The sequence below is a fragment of the Allocoleopsis franciscana PCC 7113 genome (genome assembly GCF_000317515.1).
GTDB classification, from domain to species: Bacteria; Cyanobacteriota; Cyanobacteriia; order Cyanobacteriales; family Coleofasciculaceae; genus Allocoleopsis; species Allocoleopsis franciscana.
In genome coordinates this window covers 3,907,132-3,922,010 of record NC_019738.1, presented here as the reverse complement: position 1 = coordinate 3,922,010, position 14,879 = coordinate 3,907,132, and the positions used below count along the sequence as shown (strand labels likewise).

The 14,879-nt window shown below is 47.7% G+C and carries 20 protein-coding genes and 2 tRNA genes; 12 read left to right on the top strand and 10 right to left on the bottom strand.

Translation table 11 applies throughout. From position 1 onward, the window contains the following. Window positions 1–133 precede the first annotated feature (133 nt). Window positions 134–1,846, top strand: a complete 1,713-nt coding sequence (locus tag MIC7113_RS16430) for a serine/threonine protein kinase (RefSeq protein WP_015183286.1) — start codon at window positions 134–136, stop codon at window positions 1,844–1,846. 6 nt (window positions 1,847–1,852) lie between these two features. Here MIC7113_RS16430 and MIC7113_RS38660 read toward each other — a convergent pair whose 3' ends face one another. From MIC7113_RS38660 to MIC7113_RS37280, 5 genes are all read right to left on the bottom strand, one after another. Next, on the bottom strand, window positions 1,853–1,978 hold the full coding sequence (locus MIC7113_RS38660) for a hypothetical protein (RefSeq protein ID WP_015183285.1): 126 nt from the start codon (window positions 1,976–1,978) through the stop codon (window positions 1,853–1,855). Window positions 1,979–2,002: 24 nt separating this feature from the next. Continuing rightward, entirely contained in the window at window positions 2,003–3,265 is a 1,263-nt protein-coding gene (locus tag MIC7113_RS16425) for an MFS transporter (RefSeq protein WP_015183284.1), read from the bottom strand. A 32-nt stretch (window positions 3,266–3,297) separates the two neighbouring features. Next, the gene (locus MIC7113_RS16420) at window positions 3,298–4,329 is read right to left on the bottom strand and encodes a glycosyltransferase family 2 protein (RefSeq protein WP_015183283.1); all 1,032 of its coding nucleotides are present in this window, start codon (window positions 4,327–4,329) and stop codon (window positions 3,298–3,300) included. A gap of 446 nt (window positions 4,330–4,775) precedes the next feature. Beyond that, the gene (locus MIC7113_RS16415; RefSeq protein ID WP_015183281.1) at window positions 4,776–4,985 is read right to left on the bottom strand and encodes a hypothetical protein; all 210 of its coding nucleotides are present in this window, start codon (window positions 4,983–4,985) and stop codon (window positions 4,776–4,778) included. Continuing rightward, window positions 4,982–5,269 (bottom strand): hypothetical protein, encoded by a 288-nt coding sequence (locus MIC7113_RS37280; protein ID WP_015183280.1) that lies wholly within the window; start codon window positions 5,267–5,269, stop codon window positions 4,982–4,984. The genes MIC7113_RS16415 and MIC7113_RS37280 overlap by 4 nt, the downstream gene beginning before the upstream one ends. A gap of 139 nt (window positions 5,270–5,408) precedes the next feature. Between MIC7113_RS37280 and MIC7113_RS16405 the strand changes: the two genes are divergently transcribed. The 3 genes from MIC7113_RS16405 to MIC7113_RS16395 all read left to right on the top strand — a co-directional run bounded on the left by MIC7113_RS16405 (window position 5,409) and on the right by MIC7113_RS16395 (window position 6,399). After that, on the top strand, window positions 5,409–5,648 hold the full coding sequence (locus MIC7113_RS16405; RefSeq protein ID WP_015183279.1) for a helix-turn-helix domain-containing protein: 240 nt from the start codon (window positions 5,409–5,411) through the stop codon (window positions 5,646–5,648). Between the two features lie 49 nt (window positions 5,649–5,697). Continuing rightward, window positions 5,698–6,069, top strand: a complete 372-nt coding sequence (locus MIC7113_RS34230; protein WP_015183278.1) for a helix-turn-helix domain-containing protein — start codon at window positions 5,698–5,700, stop codon at window positions 6,067–6,069. Between the two features lie 90 nt (window positions 6,070–6,159). After that, window positions 6,160–6,399 carry a helix-turn-helix domain-containing protein gene (locus MIC7113_RS16395; RefSeq protein ID WP_015183277.1) on the top strand — a complete coding sequence of 80 codons (240 nt, stop codon included), beginning with the start codon at window positions 6,160–6,162 and terminating at the stop codon, window positions 6,397–6,399. A gap of 219 nt (window positions 6,400–6,618) precedes the next feature. On the opposite strand, the gene MIC7113_RS36535 is transcribed toward MIC7113_RS16395, so the two are convergent. Further along, on the bottom strand, window positions 6,619–6,768 hold the full coding sequence (locus MIC7113_RS36535; protein ID WP_155898013.1) for a hypothetical protein: 150 nt from the start codon (window positions 6,766–6,768) through the stop codon (window positions 6,619–6,621). 54 nt (window positions 6,769–6,822) lie between these two features. On the opposite strand from MIC7113_RS36535, the gene MIC7113_RS16390 reads away from it, so the two are divergent. Beyond that, window positions 6,823–7,077, top strand: coding sequence for a hypothetical protein (locus tag MIC7113_RS16390; protein WP_015183276.1), 255 nt, complete (start codon window positions 6,823–6,825; stop codon window positions 7,075–7,077). A 133-nt stretch (window positions 7,078–7,210) separates the two neighbouring features. Continuing rightward, entirely contained in the window at window positions 7,211–7,519 is a 309-nt protein-coding gene (locus MIC7113_RS16385; protein WP_015183275.1) for a P-II family nitrogen regulator, read from the top strand. Between the two features lie 18 nt (window positions 7,520–7,537). Here MIC7113_RS16385 and MIC7113_RS16380 read toward each other — a convergent pair whose 3' ends face one another. Further along, the gene (locus MIC7113_RS16380; protein ID WP_015183274.1) at window positions 7,538–8,197 is read right to left on the bottom strand and encodes a Uma2 family endonuclease; all 660 of its coding nucleotides are present in this window, start codon (window positions 8,195–8,197) and stop codon (window positions 7,538–7,540) included. 54 nt (window positions 8,198–8,251) lie between these two features. Beyond that, complete coding sequence (locus tag MIC7113_RS16375) at window positions 8,252–8,941, bottom strand: C40 family peptidase (RefSeq protein ID WP_015183273.1); 690 nt, start codon at window positions 8,939–8,941, stop codon at window positions 8,252–8,254. 104 nt (window positions 8,942–9,045) lie between these two features. Between MIC7113_RS16375 and MIC7113_RS16370 the strand changes: the two genes are divergently transcribed. The 3 genes from MIC7113_RS16370 (at window position 9,046) to MIC7113_RS16360 (ending at window position 10,377) form a co-directional block, all read left to right on the top strand. Next, window positions 9,046–9,984, top strand: coding sequence for a serine hydrolase (locus MIC7113_RS16370; protein WP_015183272.1), 939 nt, complete (start codon window positions 9,046–9,048; stop codon window positions 9,982–9,984). 172 nt (window positions 9,985–10,156) lie between these two features. Beyond that, window positions 10,157–10,238, top strand: a tRNA-Tyr gene (locus MIC7113_RS16365). 67 nt (window positions 10,239–10,305) lie between these two features. Then, a tRNA-Thr gene (locus MIC7113_RS16360) sits at window positions 10,306–10,377 on the top strand. A 109-nt stretch (window positions 10,378–10,486) separates the two neighbouring features. Here MIC7113_RS16360 and MIC7113_RS16355 read toward each other — a convergent pair. Beyond that, window positions 10,487–11,083, bottom strand: coding sequence for a MarC family protein (locus tag MIC7113_RS16355; RefSeq protein ID WP_015183271.1), 597 nt, complete (start codon window positions 11,081–11,083; stop codon window positions 10,487–10,489). Between the two features lie 147 nt (window positions 11,084–11,230). Here MIC7113_RS16355 and MIC7113_RS38655 point away from each other — a divergent pair, with 147 nt between their 5' ends. Continuing rightward, the gene (locus MIC7113_RS38655; RefSeq protein ID WP_256374754.1) at window positions 11,231–11,356 is read left to right on the top strand and encodes a hypothetical protein; all 126 of its coding nucleotides are present in this window, start codon (window positions 11,231–11,233) and stop codon (window positions 11,354–11,356) included. 152 nt (window positions 11,357–11,508) lie between these two features. Here the strand turns inward: MIC7113_RS38655 and MIC7113_RS16350 are convergent, their stop codons facing one another. Further along, window positions 11,509–11,748 (bottom strand): hypothetical protein, encoded by a 240-nt coding sequence (locus MIC7113_RS16350; RefSeq protein ID WP_015183270.1) that lies wholly within the window; start codon window positions 11,746–11,748, stop codon window positions 11,509–11,511. Between the two features lie 566 nt (window positions 11,749–12,314). On the opposite strand from MIC7113_RS16350, the gene MIC7113_RS16345 reads away from it, so the two are divergent. Together MIC7113_RS16345 and MIC7113_RS34225 are read left to right on the top strand one after the other, a co-directional pair. After that, complete coding sequence (locus tag MIC7113_RS16345; protein ID WP_015183269.1) at window positions 12,315–13,127, top strand: carbon-nitrogen hydrolase family protein; 813 nt, start codon at window positions 12,315–12,317, stop codon at window positions 13,125–13,127. Between the two features lie 484 nt (window positions 13,128–13,611). Further along, on the top strand, window positions 13,612–14,847 hold the full coding sequence (locus MIC7113_RS34225; protein ID WP_015183268.1) for a pentapeptide repeat-containing protein: 1,236 nt from the start codon (window positions 13,612–13,614) through the stop codon (window positions 14,845–14,847). Window positions 14,848–14,879: the final 32 nt, after the last annotated feature.

Sequence of the window (14,879 nt, the reverse complement as noted above, 5' to 3'; positions counted from 1 at the left end):
CAGCACCAACGTGAAAGAAAATATTTTTTCATCCGGGGCTAACGCCGCGCTACGCTAACAGACTTCATCCTTTAACCTTCATTGCCCCCTCCTGGTTGTGTAGAATCGAGGGGCACTGTGTATCTAGGTCGTTGTGCATCAGTCTGTTGCCCAGGCGGTTCACTGTATTAACCCTGATTGTCCCCGCCCCTATCCACAGCCTTGGGGGAATAAGTTTTGTAATGGCTGTGGAGCTGCTCTGCTGTTGAATAATCGCTACATTCCTCTCCAGAAGTTGGGGACAGGAGGTTTTGCTGCCATCTACACCATCTGGGATATGGCACGGAACAAGGAGCAGGTGCTGAAGGTTTTAGTCGAAACTGCCCCCAAGGCATTACAGCTATTCGAGCAAGAGGCATCGGTTTTACAACGTTTGAAGCATCCTGGTATCCCCAGAGTTGAGCCAGATAGCTATTTTACGGTGAGCCTGGGATATTCCTCAGAGCGATTACTCTCCTGCCTGGTGATGGAAAAAATCAACGGTCAGACGTTGCAGGATGTTTTCAACGACCACCCTCAAGGGTGTTCGGAGCAAGTCGTGCGGGATTGGATTGGCCAAGCTGTGGAGATTTTAGGAGAGTTACACCGTTGTGGAATTATTCACCGGGATATCAAACCCTCCAACTTGATGCTGCGTGAGGGAACGGGTCAGTTGGTGACGATTGATTTTGGGGGTGCAAAACAATTCGGCTCGATGTCGCTGGGTTCTCAGAAGGTTTCGACACGTTTGGTTTCTCCCGGTTATAGTCCACCGGAGCAGATTACAGGGGAAGCCGTCGGGCCAACGGCGGATTTCTACGCACTGGGTCGAACCATGATTCAGTTACTCACAGGTCAGGAATTGGAGGATTTACAAGACCCGGAAACGGGAGAGTTGCGCTGGCGCTCTCAAGCGGTCGTAACCCCTGCCCTGGCTGGCTTACTCGATGACCTGGTACGCCTCGACCCCCAACAACGCCCAGCCACAGTGGCTGAAATTCAGCGGCGTTTGGATTGGAGTGCTCCGATCAGGAGGCCGTCCACTTCACGACCCGCCGTGTCCTTCTCGGATTTGGTCACAACGACCCTCGCTCAGGGACTGGCGATAGCGGAAAGTGTGCTTAGTGCATTCGGTCAAGGCACAATCAGCCTCGTGCGTTTTGTGTTTGGTGTAGTCACTCGCATCGTCTTCGCCTGTCTGGACACTACCTTGGAGATGGTGTTAGGGGGACTTGGTGCGACTACAGGTGCTGCCCTTGGGTTTGCTTTGATCAATGGGACTATCGTCGGCGATCGCTTGGCAACTTGGATCGCCTCCCAACAGTGGCTTTTCTTTCCCCAACTGCAAATTACAGAATGGCGAGGAATGCTGATGTTTGCGATCGCCGGATGGTCTACTGCCTGGGGGTTGACCCTCGCAGGGGGCTTTGGTCAAGAGCGACGCTTTATCGTATCTGCTATTACCGGCATTGTCGGATATACCATAAGTTGGTTTATTTGGCAAGCTACAGGAACTGTTGCATTACCAGAACGCTTGCTAGGATTGGTGACGGCGGTTGGGGTTCTGCCTTTAGTACTAGGACTGGGATTACCCAGCCATTACCTCGTTCACGCCTTCGTTGCCGCCTTGGGTACAGGAACCCTATTTGGGGGTTTAGTCTGGTTCAATGTATTACCTGCGGCCTTGCTGATTGATATATTCTCTCACTCTGGGAATTTCATTTATACCGTTGCTTTTTTTGGTCTCTGGGGCGTCATCCTAGCCTTCTGGATGGGAGTAAGTTATTACATCCTAGTGCCTGTCCTGCGTTGGTTTGGCTGGCGCTGAAGTCGTTCACGGCAAAATACAGCTTACATAGCTATAGTCAGTTGCCAAGGCGACTCTTGACACTCGCCACATACTCAAACTAATACCCGTCAATTCTTTCCCATCTGCCATCTGCCATCTGCCATCTACCATCTGCCATCTACCTTCTACCTTCTGCTATAAAGCATAAATATCCCGTTCGCGCCCCGTAGCAAATCGGAGAGAATGGCGTAAATCCTTACTATTCTGGGTAATGAAAATGAGCAGAGCGAGGAAAGCTATACCGCAGGTAAGGGCAAAGATACCTTGATAGCCTATCTGTTGGGCAAACGTACCCAGAACTGGTCCTGCGATCGCAATTCCCATATCCAGTCCACCCAGGCATAAGGAGAAAACTCGTCCGCGTTCATGAGCTTGAGAACGGTCAGAAATCAGGGCAATCATACTGGGAATCAAGGTTCCACTCGCCACCCCCTCTAAAAAACCGGCCAGCAAAAAGGAAACTGGACTCTGTGCTTGGGAAAGTAGCAGCATCGACAGGCTATAAAATACTAAGCTTACTGTGATAAATAATCCTCGACCATAGCGATCGCTCGCCTGTCCCGTGAAAAAGCGACTGCAAAAACTGGACATGGCAGCGGCAGTATAAAACCATCCCGCATCAAAATCAATCCCGGATTCTCGGATATACAGCGCCACAAAGGTGCCGAGTGCCCCAAAAACTAAACCGGTCAGCAGCATAACCAAGGTAGGAATCCGCAGACGAGGACTGCCGAGGAGTTGCCAGAATTGATCGTCATCAGGCTTCACTGACGAGGCGTTAGTTGGAGCATCCATGCTCAGTTTCCCACCAGGCGGCTGAATCAGGCGAGGTTCTTGAACCTGGAACGCCACGAATAAACCAAGCAATCCCATCGCAAACGAGAACAGAAACAAAGGCATGTAGCCCATTCTGGCTTGGAGAAAGGTGCCCATCGCAGGCCCAATTGCCATCCCAATGGGATTGGTTAAACTCATGTAGCCAATCACCTCCCCTCGCTTTTCCACGGGCGACAAGTCCACGACGAGAGCACTGCTACCGGTAGTATAAGCTGCAATGCTAATGCCGTGAAACACCCGAATCAACATTAATAGAGGAATTGATTTGGCAACTAAGTAGCCTAACGGCGCGATAGCAACTACCACATAACCAATCAGCAGCACTAGCTTGCGACTGCGGCGATCCGATAACTTGCCCAACCACGGACGAAACAGCAGTAGCCCGATCGCAAACGCACCGATCACCACACCAATTTGCTGCTTTGTACCGCCTACATCTTCCACATAAAGGGGCAGTGTCGGCAGTAAACTAGCCAAACTCGCCCAAAACAGGAGACCAGCAACAAATAAAAAGACTAAATTTTTTCGGGCTTGCGGTTCAAGGGTACTAAAAATTTTCACACACCTGGTTTTCCCGCAAACTTCAAGCGGGTTTATTCTCCCTCTTTATATTTTGTAACATTAGACTCAACCACTTCCCTCACCCGATAGATTGGTCTTCCTTGAGATTCGTGATAAGTTCGCATTAATAGCTCACCCAACAGACCAAAGCAAAACAGTTGGATACCGGTTAAGAGCAAAACGACTGCCAAAATGAGTAAGGGTCGATTGCCAATGTCTTCACCAAAACCCAGCTTGAGAATAGTGAGATACACGCCTAAACCGATCCCTGACATTGTTGAAATAATTCCTAATAACCCAAAAACATGCATGGGTCGCGTCAGGAATTTTTTCATAAAATAAATTGTGAATAAATCCAGTACCACCCGGAAGGTACGCCCTAATCCATATTTACTGCTACCGTGACGGCGAGCATGGTGGCGCACGGGTAACTCGGTAATTCTTGCTCCTTCGATAAACGCCAAGGCGGGTAAGAATCGGTGCAACTCACCGTAGAGGTTCATATCGGCGATGAGTTCTGCACGGTAGGCTTTGAGAGAACAGCCGTAGTCTTGAACATGTACCCCAGTAATTTGTCGAATCAGCCAGTTGGCAATTTTGGACGGTAGTAATCGAGTTAAGGCTGCATCCTGGCGATTCTTGCGCCAGCCGGTGACTAAGTCATAGCCTTCGTCTAGCTTGGCAATGAGCATGGGGATGTCAGCCGGGTCATTTTGCAAGTCACCATCTAAGGTAACAAGGGTGCGACCTCGTGCATGTTTAAACCCGGCTGCCATGGCTGCGGTTTGACCGTAGTTGCGACGTAGAATGACAGCACGTAAATGAGGATGGGTTAGGGCTAGTTGTTTAAGCAGTTCAGCTGAGCCATCTTTAGAGCCATCATCCACACAGATGAGTTCGTAGTTGAGTGCTGTGGGGCTAAGTGCGGATGCGATCGCCTCAATCAGGTGAGGCAAACTCTCCACCTCATTGTAGATTGGCACAACGACGGAGACATCCGGGAGAGGGTTGAAGGCAGAATCTATAGGGGATTGAGTGGTTTGAGGTAACAATGAAGGGTTCATACTTGATAGAAAAATTCGCGCCAGGGTTTAAGTGAGTGAGGGTCTGATCTTACAGACTCTATTACAAATGACTGACGTGGAAAAGAAAAAGTTATCTAGATGAGTGACGATGTAAGTACGCTTGTTGTTGTGCGTGAATTTCGACAAGTCGGTGGTGGCGCAGGACGTTCATGGTTGTTGTGGAGTCGGTGCAGTCTGGTTTGAATCTGGGAAGAACCCCTCCCCTCACTAAAGCTGCGGTTAGCGAGGGGAGTGGCGCAGTCTGCCAGGGGTTAAAACCCCTGTCTCATAGCGAAAGTCCTATAAAGAGGACTATCAATCCCTCTTTGAGTCGTCTTCAGACGACTTGGGCTATGAGCGAGGGACTTAAGTCCCTCGCAGTTTGGACAAGAAGGAATCAGCCCGGCCGTTTTCGGGGGGATTGAGCCGGAGCTTTAGTGAGGAGGTTACTCCGGTGACTTGAGGGCACAGGTTTCTAGCTCATCTGGCATTACGTCAAAAACAACTTCAAAGGGAACGGTTGGCATCATTTGCTTGAGAATTCGCAGGTGTCCTTCTGCATCTACTCGACGGCGAAAGCGTCCGACGATGAGGGTTCGCATATTGGGGAAGGGGCGGACGATACACCAGGGATTGAGTCGTTCTAAGTAAGTCATGACGCCCTCCCAATCGGGTTTGCAGGTTGCTTTTTTAGGGTGCTTTGAATGATGCTTTCAAGTGTGTGGCGTCGGGTGTCGTTGTCTTGCGGGTGAAGTACCCAAGCGCTGATCGGTGCTGGTTGATAAGTCAGCGTGTAGAAGATTTCGGGGGTGATGATGACTTTCCAGACGGGTTGTTTGGGTTGTTTGCGAAGTCGGTAGCCGCGTTTGTGGAGTGCTGTTTTGATGGCAGCAATTTCTGCGGCGACTCGGAGTGCTTCCGTCGCTTTGGATTTTTTCATGGGTAATGGTTTCTACTTAACAAGAATGTCTCACATATGGAGACATTGTAAGTCTACATCATGTCTCCATAAACGAGACATTTACGGAGTCATCAGCCTCTGACACGATGTCCTTGGGACACGCTTCGCGAAGAGGGGCATGGGAAAAGTAGGCAAAGCCCTTAAGCAGGTTTTAGAAACCTACGGAATTACGCAAAATAGGTTGGCAGTAGTAATGGAAACTAGACGCTCAAATGTTGGTCGCTGGTATCACGAACAGATAGACCCAACGGGTGACACCATTGCTGATATCGTTGCAGCTTTAAGGAAAATCGAACCATCTGCCGCTGAGGAGTTTATTAGCCTTTATCTGGGTGAGTCGATTGAGAATGAGGAGTAGGGATAGGGGAAGAAAGTGCGATCGCTCAACTGCAACATATAAGCTGGGCATGGTAAAAAATAAAGATGATCAATCAAAAAATAAGCATGAGCAACTGACGCTGGCACAGCTAAGACAGCGTGCTAATCTGACACAGCGAAAGCTAGCTGATATTCTTGACGTGACGGTGAAGACTGTTAGCGCTTGGGAGAGAGGAGAACACGAGCCATATTTGACCTTGATTCAGACTAAAAACCTGGTGGATGGGTTGCAATGCTCTCTTGATGAACTGATTGCCGCAACGGGAAAGCAATCTTCAATAGGGGAAGATGAGCCACGCCTCAGCTTTACTCAAACTAAGCGTCTGATGGAAATTCTTCAATGCAGTCTTGATCAACTGGTTGCAGCTATGGAGAAGAACCCTCCTCAAGAGGGAAATTGATGAACTGGTTGCAGCTATGGAGAAGAACCCTCCTCAAGAGGGAAATTAATGGGGCGATCGCTCTGTTGTAATACTGACAGAATCTGAGGCATGGGAAAAGCAGGCAAAGCACTCAGGCAGGTGTTGAAAACTTACGGCATTAGCCAAAACCAACTAGCGATCGCAATGGGAATCAACCCCACGAACGTAAGTCGTTGGGTCAGCGAGAGTAGAGATCCTTCAGCGGAGGCGGCAGTTGAGATTAAGCGGGGACTTCAGAAACTCGATCCGGCTGCTGCTGAGGAATTTGTCATGTTCTACATGTATGAGTCAGGCGAGGATGAGGAGTAGCGTAGGGAAGAAAGTGCGATCGCTCTGCTCCAACCTTGTAGAACGTACAGAGCTTGGGAAGATTATGTATCGTGGATACAGGAAAATTGCCTAATCTACGGAATGTCAACCCAACCTAAAGATTCTGTTGAGAAACACTCAACGCTCAGTAAAGCGACACAGTTCATCAAGAAGCACCCAAACATCAGCACAGGAATAGGCTTTCTTTTAATTCCACCGCTAGCGGCAATTCCAATGTGGAAATTCACCTAGCAACTCACAACCGATCATTGCCTCGCCGGCAATCGCCAAAGCCAAACCGTATTCCGTACCGCACAACCGGACAACCACCAGTCGGGGAGATTGAGAAGAGCGATGTTTTATGCACATCAGCTTACAAACTGCGGTTGCTATCATATTCGGAGTAGCAATAGGGATAGCGAAATGACGCTCTCGGACGTTCGTGAACTAGTGGAATACGTTACTAATGCTCAGGGTAAAACGATAAGCGTATTAGTCCCTCTAGAGGTTTGGGAAGAACTTCTGAAATCGTGGCAGGCTCTTACAGACGAGCTTAGGCAAGTAGATGAAGCGGAACCTAACGAGCAAATTCTGGCAGATTTGAAAGATTCCCTGCGCCAAGTAAAAGCAGGACCAACATTCCCTATTTCTGAATTATGGGCTGGAATTGATGTCTGAAGATTCTGCGATTGAGGTTCAATTTACGCTGCCGTAGGTATGATGAACTCAAGGACGCGTTGACAATACCATTTTGGCAGCAAACCCCTCTCAACTACCTCGATAACCCCAAACCTATTCTGTGGAGTTCCCCATGCCCTCTGAAGCCGCCCCAGTTCAATCCGCCGTCCTACTCACTGTTATTGCTGAAACAGTACTAAAAGATGCTCTTGTCCAGTTGTTGAAAAGCTATAGCGTAAGCGGCTATACCGTTAATCAAGTACAAGGTGAAGGTAGCCACGGCAAACGCATGGGAGATATGGCAGGCTACAATACCAATATTGAAATCAAGGCCATAGTCTCACAAGAAGTATCTGATGCTATCTTTTTGTCTATAAAAGACTATCCGGGGAAACAAGCCTTAATGGCTTTCCGACAGAATGTAGAAGCCTTGGTTAACTAACCTGGTTTGTGGAGCTTTTCATTCATCTAGTTGTATTTTCAGTTCGCGCAGCATCCGACTGGTTCCCTCATCAATTGCTTTTTGCACCAATTGGGGAATCATTTGGATGATGGGCAGCTTGGGAAAAATGTGGCTGACGGATGATTCAGTGTAGTCACCCTTCTGAAGGATGTAAATCTTGAGTTGGCGATTCCGATAAATCCACACTTCCGGAACACGCAAACTTTCATAAGCATCCAGAGTAGTCTTTGAAGTGACATCAGACTCGATGGCAAGATCGGGGGGTGGATAAACCGCCAAATCCATGTCGGTACAGCCTCGAACACGACCGGCATTCTGGATGTAAAAGCAGGTATCAGGTTCAACTCCGGCAACTTCGGGTTGCTTCAAAGTCGTTGAACCAAAATCTTCCCAATCTCGCCCTTGGAAATCCAAGATAGCTTTGACAAGATCAGCAATAATTCGATGAGGTCTTATGCCCTTCGGCCAAGCTTCGCTAACATGTAATGCCAGAGGAGACATAATTTCAAGAGTTCCTCGGTAATACGCTAGGCGGGTGTTGTGCTGTTCTCCCAGTTCAGCAAGAAGTTGTTCAAAATCCTGCCAAGAAAGGTTATGAATGCTAATCATGCTACCCGGAGTCAGTTCAATAGCACGAATGGGAATAGTAACGCTCATCGGTAGTTCCTCCGTTGATGCCTGACGAAAAATAGAAAGAAGAACCAGAAAAACCTAATCCCTATTCTGATAACTAGCAACCACTCTCCCCGCCTTAAAAAACTGCCGAAAATACGATCGCGCTATCTCATCTCCGTCTTCTGATAGGCAGTCAACAGCAATCCCATTGCGTCCTGTTTCTTGACCCGAACTATGGATGTAATATCCATCACCTAAATGTAATCCCACATGACTCACTCGCTCAGCTTTGGCGAAGAAAACCAAATCCCCTGTACGCAGTTCTTTAAACTCAATTTCATGGGTAAAATCAGCTTGCTGATAAGAGTCTCTGGGTAGCCAAATTCCCGATGCCGCAAATGCCGCCTGGATCAATCCCGAACAATCGTAATTTGGCCCTACCGTACCGCCCCAGAGGTAGTAGTTCGGTTGTTGCATCGCCGCTTTTGTAAAGGCAATAATAGCGGGAATACGTTCTTGAATTTGCTCTGGAGAAAGTGCGATCGCACGATACCTCGTTTGCGCCTGCTCCAGTCCAGCAAACTCCTGCACGGGCAACCAAGCACAATAGCCATCTTCACACAAACGCACCTCTAACGCCTCCTCGACAGAATTTTTTGACACAATCTGCAAGTGACGCCCTACAGCCGCCTGGGTTGCCAAACCCTGGCAGCTAGGAGAATCATACAGGTTTAGATTAACAAGGCAGCAGTACTCATCAGCTTGATACGAGGAGTCATGAGTCATTTGAGTTATTCGTGATAGATAAGCAGTAATCTGGGAAAGACTTTAACCTTAAACGGCAAAATTCCAAAGTCTAAACACCATTTCTAATCACTCAACTGCCACTAATGACCTTTTTCCGGAAAGACGAACCACTAGAAAAACTCGGTACTGAAATCCTTGAAGCCACTTGGGCTGAGTTTCCAGGACTTGCTCGCCATCAACTTGCGCTGACTTGGATTGTCTACGACCCACCCGTGCCTGTCAATACGGGGGGTGCCCTTTCAGCAGAGGAATTCTGGAAACACCAAGTCCGAGGTTTTAGCTATCGAGGTGTGGAGCGAATTTACCCCGCCAGTGTGGTAAAACTCTTCTACTTGGTTGCGATCGCGGAATGGTTAGAAAGCGGCATGACTCCCCCCTCGACTGAGTTGGACAGAGCTATGCGGGATATGATTGTTGATTCCAGTAATGATGCCACAAGCTTAGTCGTTGATATCTTGAGCGGCACCACCAGCGGCCCAGAGTTGCCCAATGGTCCCTTTGAAACCTGGAAGTTCCAGCGCAATATTGTCAATCGTTACTTTCAATCTCTAGGGTGGCAAGAACTGGAATCGATCAATGTGAACCAAAAAACCTGGGGAGATGGCTCCTATGGGCGGGAACGGGCGTTTTTGGGAGAAATGATGGAAAATCGCAATATGCTGACGACTGAGGCTACGGCGCGGCTATTGCACAGCATTATTGGGGGGGTGGCGGTTTCTTCTGTGCGATCGCAGGCCATGATGAGTTTAATGCAACGTAACCTCAACTCAGGTAATTTAGCGCCAGACGAAGAAAATCAAGTTACAGGATTTTTGGGTGAAGCCCTTCCCCAAGACGCTCAACTTTGGTCTAAAGCCGGTTGGACTTCTCAGGTACGCCACGACGCCGCCTATATTGAGATTCCTTCCCTAAGTCCCTACCTGTTAGTCGTCTTTACTGAAGGCAAAGCTCACAGCAAAAATCGAGCCATTCTTCCCTTTATTTCCCAGCAAGTTATCGCGGCTGTCAATCAATTAACTTAATGTGACACGCCCACGGAAAGCGACGCTGTGATGTGGGATTCTATCTAGGGTCGCCCCTAAAAGTTCTCCTGACTGCCTCTTGGGAGGCAAAGCTGACGAAAATTCTGGATTCAAAAAAAATTCTTGGTATTCGACAAGACTTGTGCTATTATCAATATTCGTGGGCGAAAATGGGTCGGTGCCCGAGTGGTTAATGGGGGCGGACTGTAAATCCGCTGGCTACGCCTACGCTGGTTCAAATCCAGCCCGGCCCACTCCCACACAAGTAAAAGGAAAAAAGAAAACAAATAAAGTTTTTCTCTTACCTTTTACTTCTCCAACGCCCGTGTAGCTCAGTGGTAGAGCACACCCTTGGTAAGGGTGAGGTCACGAGTTCAATCCTCGTCACGGGCTTTTAGCAAATCCATATCTGATAAGGCTTGTAGGATTATAGCTTCACTAGGATATCCAGAGTCTTAATAGCAAATCTGGGTATCTTAGTTATTTTTCGGGTAATTCATTTTCAGCTCAGAAAAAGTTCACGAATTCCAGCACTGCCGATTTCCACTGCCAAGGCTGCCAACAGAAAACCTAGAAGTTTAATAATAATCAACGCACCTTCTGGGCCAATCCAAGCATCAATTCGACCGGCCAAACGTACAATTAGCCAGCTTACCAGCATAGCAGCAACAATACCAATCACTACACTCAAATGAGCTGTAGGCGATTCAGACATCAATAGCATGACAGTGGTGAGTGTTCCAGGTCCGGCTAACAAAGGCAAAGCCAATGGAGTAATGGCAACATCACGTCCCTGTTCAACCATCGGTGTATCCATTTCTCCCTCTAACATCCGTAAAGCAATGATCAGTAAGAGTAGCCCCCCAGCTACTCGCAAAGACCCCATACTGATATCTAAATACTTCAAAACCCATTGACCTGCAAAGGCAAAGGCTAGCAGAACCGATGTCGCTATCGTCATGGCTCGATCGACTACATTGTGTCTTTCCTCAGGTTCCATGCCCTTCGTCAGAACCAATAAAATCGGGACATTGCCCAAAGCATCAACGAGGACAAACACCGCAACAAACGTCTTGATCAGGATAGAAAGATCGACCACTGGAGTTTAGGGAGCTTTTCTCCACTGTAACTTTAATCATCATATTCTCCTGTGACCCACATCTACAGACTGTGTTCTCGATGTAATTTGTATATTAGTGTGGTCGTTTAATTCGGTGCCATCTGTTCTGGAATAAATAAAATCAACGTGGCTATTGTGCAATCGCGGCGGCAAGCCAATCACCTACCTCATGGGCAAGAAGCCATTTCTTTCTCTTGGAGACGTGACGCGAACGATACCAGCAAAACGGAGGGCGTGCTACTCAAGGGATAGCTCCAAGTTATGGCTTCTTAGGTAGGTTCATCTAAGACAGAACATCAAACAGACAGATATGTATGGAAGATTAACTTGATTGACTCTACGGTCGCAGCAGCACACTTCTGGATCGCCATTGCCCTAAAGGGCTGATTAACACAGATTTTACCTTAAGAAGCAAGCGCAACTTCTTGATTGACACCGTCACCCGAAAGCTCTCCAGAGTATAAAAGTTCACGAGACTCTTGCCTCACTCGGCCTTCCATCGCCTCCTGTTGTAATCTGATAAACGCTCTAAAGTCTTCCCACTCATACTTCTTAGCTAGAAGCTGGCGTAGTTGGTTTTCGGCTTCTACCGTCAGATAGCCGGTTGTCAGTGCTTGTTGGGCAATTTCACGGATTAGATTCATGGTAGATTTCCTTATTCGCTTGCTAAACAAAGGCAATACAAGAATTCTTGGACTCATTCAAACTCAAGCAACATGTATAGCACTACGGACGCATCAACTTAAGTTTTGTTTCGCATTTCCGGATTCTTGTCCCTGATTGCTGTTTTTGTTACATCCATTTACAGTTTTAAGCCTACACTATTTCTAAATTCAGAAGTATTCATCGGAAGTTTACATAGGAATCGGCAGTACATTATCTGCCTGGGGTAAGATTAGAGACGATATTCTGCCAAAACAAAAGAACAATCTTAACGCTCTTGCCCAGTAAGAGAGGCTCACGTCAGTGTAATTCAGTGACAGGCAGCTCTCTGGTACTTACGCCTTTAAAGCTGAACTTCGTTACACCTTGTCAAAACAAGTGCGGCTGCTTGGTAGGAGTAATTTTTTCTTTTGTGTAACGCTGTATAAAGCAATCAGGGTAGGTGTAAAACCAATGCTTCTCCTAGAAAGGAGTGTGTAGCTTTTAACGACTCTGCCTGCTATATTGACCAAAACTTAGCTATACAAGTCTCCGCCCTACATTGCAAATGAAGTCCTATATTGCCGCTGCAATTCAAATGACTAGCTTGCCCGACCTCGAAAAAAACCTGGTTGAGGCAGAAGAACTCATAGAACTTGCCGTGCGCCAGGGTGCCGAACTCGTCAGTTTACCCGAAAACTTCTCCTTTCTGGGTACAGAGGAAGACAAGATTGCTCAGGCCAAGGAGATCGCATTAAAAAGCGAGAAATTCCTCAAAACAATGGCACAGCGCTTTCAAGTCACTATCCTCGGCGGCGGTTTCCCGGTTCCGGTTAACCAGGAAAAAGTCTACAACACGGCTCTCCTCATTGATCCCAACGGAACTGAACTCACTCGTTATCAGAAAGTTCATCTCTTTGATGTCAACGTCCCCGATGGTAACACCTATCGCGAATCGAGTACGGTGATGGCCGGTAATGACTTGCCAGCCGTTTACCATTCAGAGCAGTTAGGTACCTTGGGTCTTTCTGTCTGTTATGACGTTCGCTTCCCAGAACTTTACCGACATTTGGCGTATAAGGGCGCAGACATTTTGTTTGTGCCTGCGGCCTTCACGGCTTATACCGGCAAAGACCACTGGCAAGTCCTCCTCCAAGCTAGAGCTATTGAAAACACTTGCTATGTGATTGCTCCAGCGCAAACCGGGCGTCATTATGCCACACGACGCACTCATGGTCACGCCATGATTATTGATCCCTGGGGAGTGATTTTATCGGATGCTGGAGAAAAACCAGGAGTTGCGATCGCAGAAATCAATCCCATTCGTCTGGAACAAGTCCGTCGTCAGATGCCTTGTCTACAACATCGGGTCTTCGTTTAAGGATGGCAGTAGTAGGGTGCGTCGCGACGCACCTTACTCAAGATTGGAACTGGCTTGCTCGATGTTGCTCCATGCTGAACGAGTGATTCTAGGTAAACGGCTCAAAAAAAATCGGCGGCTGTCAAGTATAGACAACCGCCGAGTATATAAAGAAGGGAGGAAATCCTAGACACTTGAGTCTAAAAACTGACTTTAGATTTGACAAGCTCTAGCAAATCTACGTTGTTAATTCTTTCTACAAGGTCTTTTACAGCAATTCCTGAAAGTTTACTCAAGAATTTATAGGATACTCTCACCAGGGTCTGGGTAACTTCCGTCAAAGCAAAAAGCTCTCATCGGACGGCTAATCCGGCGAGCGAGGTTCAGTGGTAACGTTCCAAAACTTGGGGGCTGAACTTCAGATAAAAATTGACCCTATCATGGTCTTGGATTAGCTTAAAAAAAATTTTGTTGAAACTGAGTTCACAAATAACCCAATATACTTATGAATGCCGACGAACTGCTGGAACGCTATGCAGCAGGAGAGAGATGTCTGCGTGGTGCCGACCTGCATGGTGCCGACTTGCGCGGTGTTGACTTGCGTGGTATTGACCTGAGTGACGCCAATTTGAGTGATACCGATTTGAGTGATGCTGACTTGCGGGATGCTGACTTAATTGGCGCTAACTTGCGCGGTGCAGACCTGATTGTTGCTAGTCTGAGTGCTGCCGACCTCCGGGATGCCAACCTCCATGATGCCAACCTGATTGGTGCCAAGCTGGGTGTTGCCAACCTACGAGATGCTGACCTGAGTGGTGCCAACCTGAGTGGTGCCGAACTGAGTTGTACTGATTTGACTTGTAGTAACTTGAATGGTGCCTATATTAGTGGTGCGAATTTGATTAAAGCCAAACTCAGTAGAGCGAACCTACAGGGTGCGAACTTGAGTGTAACTAACATGATTGGTGCCGACCTCAGTGGTGCTAATTTGCAAGGAGCCAACCTCGGCGGAGCCAATCTGATTGAGGCGGATCTGGGAGGAGCCAATTTACAAGGAGCTAAATTAAGCCGTTCAAATTTAGCTTACGTCAATCTTGCTAATTCTGACCTGTCTAACGCCGACTTAAGTGACTCTAACTTGGCAGGAACAAACTTAACCAATGCCGATCTGGATAACACGAATCTAGAAGGAACTATCCTGAGTTTGGGGATAAGCTTGAATATCCGGAATCCAGATCAGACGGCTCCTTACGAATGGAATGGTCTTTACCTCCACTCAAAAACAGAGCTAAAAATCGCGGAAGCGTTTGACCGTGCTGGCGTTCCGTTCTACTTAAATGGCTGGACTCGCATTCACAGTACTCAACACATCGATAGTAAGGAAATTGACTTTCTGGTTTTTTACCAGAGTAAGTGGGGCATTCTGGAAGTCAATGGTGAGCCATCTGAGCCACCCGTCTGCACTCTGTATGAGCCAGAACGTATCAGTCTGTGCGCGACGGACGCTCCTAACATTGTGACCACGTCTTTAAGCGGCGATCACGAAAGCGTTGGGGGGCTAAATCCAGCATCACTGCGAAGCGCAGAGCGCAGCATTGTTGCGCCACAAGAGCTTCGTTTGTTTAAAATTCCTCACATCAGTATTGTTGAGCATTATGAGGCGACCCGATGCTGGGATGAACCGGACACTGTTGTGCAAGAATTTCTGGAGATTTTGACTCAGGCGTCAAACGTCCCCTAGTTTACTTCTGAAAGGAAAATTCAGAAAAATTT

Excerpts from the sequence above, each read along its gene's own strand:
- MIC7113_RS38660 (WP_015183285.1), bottom strand. The coding sequence starts at position 1,978 with ATGGTAGATGGCAGATGGCAGATGGCAGATGGGAAAGAATTGACGGGT.
- MIC7113_RS16420 (WP_015183283.1), bottom strand. The coding sequence starts at position 4,329 with ATGAACCCTTCATTGTTACCTCAAACCACTCAATCCCCTATAGATTCT.
- MIC7113_RS16415 (WP_015183281.1), bottom strand. The coding sequence starts at position 4,985 with ATGACTTACTTAGAACGACTCAATCCCTGGTGTATCGTCCGCCCCTTC.
- MIC7113_RS37280 (WP_015183280.1), bottom strand. The coding sequence starts at position 5,269 with ATGAAAAAATCCAAAGCGACGGAAGCACTCCGAGTCGCCGCAGAAATT.
- MIC7113_RS16405 (WP_015183279.1), top strand. The coding sequence starts at position 5,409 with ATGGGAAAAGTAGGCAAAGCCCTTAAGCAGGTTTTAGAAACCTACGGA.
- MIC7113_RS34230 (WP_015183278.1), top strand. The coding sequence starts at position 5,698 with ATGGTAAAAAATAAAGATGATCAATCAAAAAATAAGCATGAGCAACTG.
- MIC7113_RS16395 (WP_015183277.1), top strand. The coding sequence starts at position 6,160 with ATGGGAAAAGCAGGCAAAGCACTCAGGCAGGTGTTGAAAACTTACGGC.
- MIC7113_RS36535 (WP_155898013.1), bottom strand. The coding sequence starts at position 6,768 with ATGTGCATAAAACATCGCTCTTCTCAATCTCCCCGACTGGTGGTTGTC.
- MIC7113_RS16390 (WP_015183276.1), top strand. The coding sequence starts at position 6,823 with ATGACGCTCTCGGACGTTCGTGAACTAGTGGAATACGTTACTAATGCT.
- MIC7113_RS16385 (WP_015183275.1), top strand. The coding sequence starts at position 7,211 with ATGCCCTCTGAAGCCGCCCCAGTTCAATCCGCCGTCCTACTCACTGTT.
- MIC7113_RS16380 (WP_015183274.1), bottom strand. The coding sequence starts at position 8,197 with ATGAGCGTTACTATTCCCATTCGTGCTATTGAACTGACTCCGGGTAGC.
- MIC7113_RS16375 (WP_015183273.1), bottom strand. The coding sequence starts at position 8,941 with ATGACTCATGACTCCTCGTATCAAGCTGATGAGTACTGCTGCCTTGTT.
- MIC7113_RS16370 (WP_015183272.1), top strand. The coding sequence starts at position 9,046 with ATGACCTTTTTCCGGAAAGACGAACCACTAGAAAAACTCGGTACTGAA.
- MIC7113_RS16350 (WP_015183270.1), bottom strand. The coding sequence starts at position 11,748 with ATGAATCTAATCCGTGAAATTGCCCAACAAGCACTGACAACCGGCTAT.
- MIC7113_RS16345 (WP_015183269.1), top strand. The coding sequence starts at position 12,315 with ATGAAGTCCTATATTGCCGCTGCAATTCAAATGACTAGCTTGCCCGAC.
- MIC7113_RS34225 (WP_015183268.1), top strand. The coding sequence starts at position 13,612 with ATGAATGCCGACGAACTGCTGGAACGCTATGCAGCAGGAGAGAGATGT.